The sequence below is a fragment of the Rhodopseudomonas sp. B29 genome (genome assembly GCF_000333455.1).
Classification (GTDB): domain Bacteria; phylum Pseudomonadota; class Alphaproteobacteria; order Rhizobiales; family Xanthobacteraceae; genus Rhodopseudomonas.
On sequence record NZ_BADD01000020.1, the window covers coordinates 1 to 2,022 of the forward strand.

The 2,022-nt window shown below is 67.7% G+C and carries 3 protein-coding genes; all 3 read left to right on the forward strand.

What is annotated here, in order from left to right; genetic code table 11:
• Window positions 1–711, forward strand: a 711-nt coding sequence (locus I5M_RS00595; protein WP_022719627.1) for a class I SAM-dependent methyltransferase, incomplete at its 5' end; no start/stop codon positions are given.
• 152 nt (window positions 712–863) lie between these two features.
• Entirely contained in the window at window positions 864–1,388 is a 525-nt protein-coding gene (locus tag I5M_RS00600; RefSeq protein WP_022719628.1) for a GNAT family N-acetyltransferase, read from the forward strand.
• Between the two features lie 78 nt (window positions 1,389–1,466).
• Window positions 1,467–2,022: NAD(P)H-binding protein (locus I5M_RS00605; protein ID WP_022719629.1), on the forward strand; the 556-nt coding region annotated here is incomplete at its 3' end.

Consider the following 2,022-nt stretch of genomic DNA (forward strand, 5'->3'; position numbering starts at 1 on the left):
TATTCCATGATCGCCGGTCCCCAGCGCAGCGAGCGCTTCGTCAAACGTGACGCCGTCCGGCACCCTTACGAGGAGCTGCGCTTCTTCGGCGTGACGCCTTCGTCCAGCGTGATCGAGATCTGGCCCGGCGGCGGCTATTGGACCGAGATCCTCGCGCCCTATCTGCACGACCACGGCACGTATGTCGCCGCCGCCGAGCCGGGCCGATCGGAAGCCGCGTTCAAGGCCAGGCTCGATTCCGATCCGGCGATCTACGGCAACGTTCGCGTCGTCGCGTTCGATCCATCAGCCGCGGCGCTGGCGCCGGATCAGTCGGCCGATGTGATCCTCACCTTCCGCAACCTGCACAACTGGCTGAAGCAGGGCAACGCCGCCGAGGTGCTGGCGACGTTCTACAAGGCGCTGAAGCCCGGCGGAATCCTCGGCATCGAGGATCACCGCGGCCAGCGCGATGTCGCCCAAGACCCCAAGGCCCTCGATGGCTACGTCCGGCAGGACTACGCGATCGCTTTGGCCGAGCGCGCGGGCTTTCGCTTCGTCGCGGCCTCCGAGATCAACGCCAATCCGAAGGACACGGCGAACTGGCCGAAGGGCGTGTGGACGCTGCCGCCGACCTACGCGCTCGGCGACACCGACCGCGAGCGTTATGCGGCGATCGGCGAGGCCGACAATTTCGTGCTGAAGTTCCGCAAACCCGCGGCGGGCGAGTAGTCCCAATATCACCCGGTCGCGCGCGCCGTTGTGAACAGCGCGCTCACTTTGTCGCACGCACGCGCCTTATCGTCGCCACCATCCGCGCCGAAGCCACCGGCCCTTCAAAGCGCGCCGATGCGGCGCGCGGGCGCGGTTGCCGGCAGGAGCGGATGGTGGACGATCAGGGCGTGACGCTGGAGCTTGCGGCCGAGCACGACTGGCCGGAGTTCGGCCGGCAGTTGCAGGAGGCGTTCGCCGTCGCGGTGATCGAAGAGTTCGGCGCGCTGTCGGACGGGCCGATCCCGTCGGACGACGACGTGCAGCGCTCGCTGCGGGAGCCGGGCGCGGTGGTCTATCACATCGTCTCGGCGGGCAAACGTGTCGGCGGCGCGGTGGTGACGATCGATTCCGCCAGCCAGCACAACTCGCTCGACTTCTTCTTCATCACGCCCGCCGCGCACGGCCGCGGCCTCGGCCTCGCGGCATGGCAGGCGATCGAGCGGCGTTATCCTGAGACGCGCGTGTGGCAGACCCACACGCCGTATTTCGAGCGACGCAACATCCATTTCTACGTCAACAAATGCGGCTTCAAGATCGTCGAATACTACAGCGACCGTCACCCCGATCCGCACCAGCCGGACCACGACGGCGGGCCGCCGGACGGCGGCTTCTTCAAATTCGAGAAGTGCTGCTGATCGACACCGCATCTCGCCGCGCTCAGACAGGCTACTCGGCGTTGCCATGCTGCATGCCTCCGTGCCATCCTTCGCGCCATGAGCGCATTCCGCGACACCTCCGTTCCGAAGACCGCGCTGATCTTCGGCGCCACCGGCATGATCGGCGCGCAGCTGCTGCGCGCCCTGCTCGCGAGCCCCGACTACGCGCAGGTGATCGCGGTGGTACGGCGACCGCTCAGCTTGAACGATCCGAAGCTGACGGTGCTGATCGGCGATCGCGAGACGCTGCCGGCGCTGGCGCCGCAGCTCAAAGCCGACGACGTCTTCATCGCGCTCGGCACTACGCGCAAGCAGACGCCCGATCCGGCGGCGTACTACCAAATCGACCACGACTATCCGGTCGAGACGGCACGGATCGCGCGAGCGAACGGCGCGCAGGCGGTGCTGTTGGTCTCGGCGGTCGGCGCCGACGCGGCGTCGCGGTCGTCCTATCTGCGGACCAAGGGCGAAACCGAACGCGACGTCATCGCGCTCGGCTTTGCGCGCACCGCCATCTTCCGCCCGTCGATGCTGATCGGCGAGCGCGCCGAGCACCGTCCGCTCGAGCGCTTTTTCATCGCCCTCGCCCGCCTGCTCAATCCGCTGCTCGCCG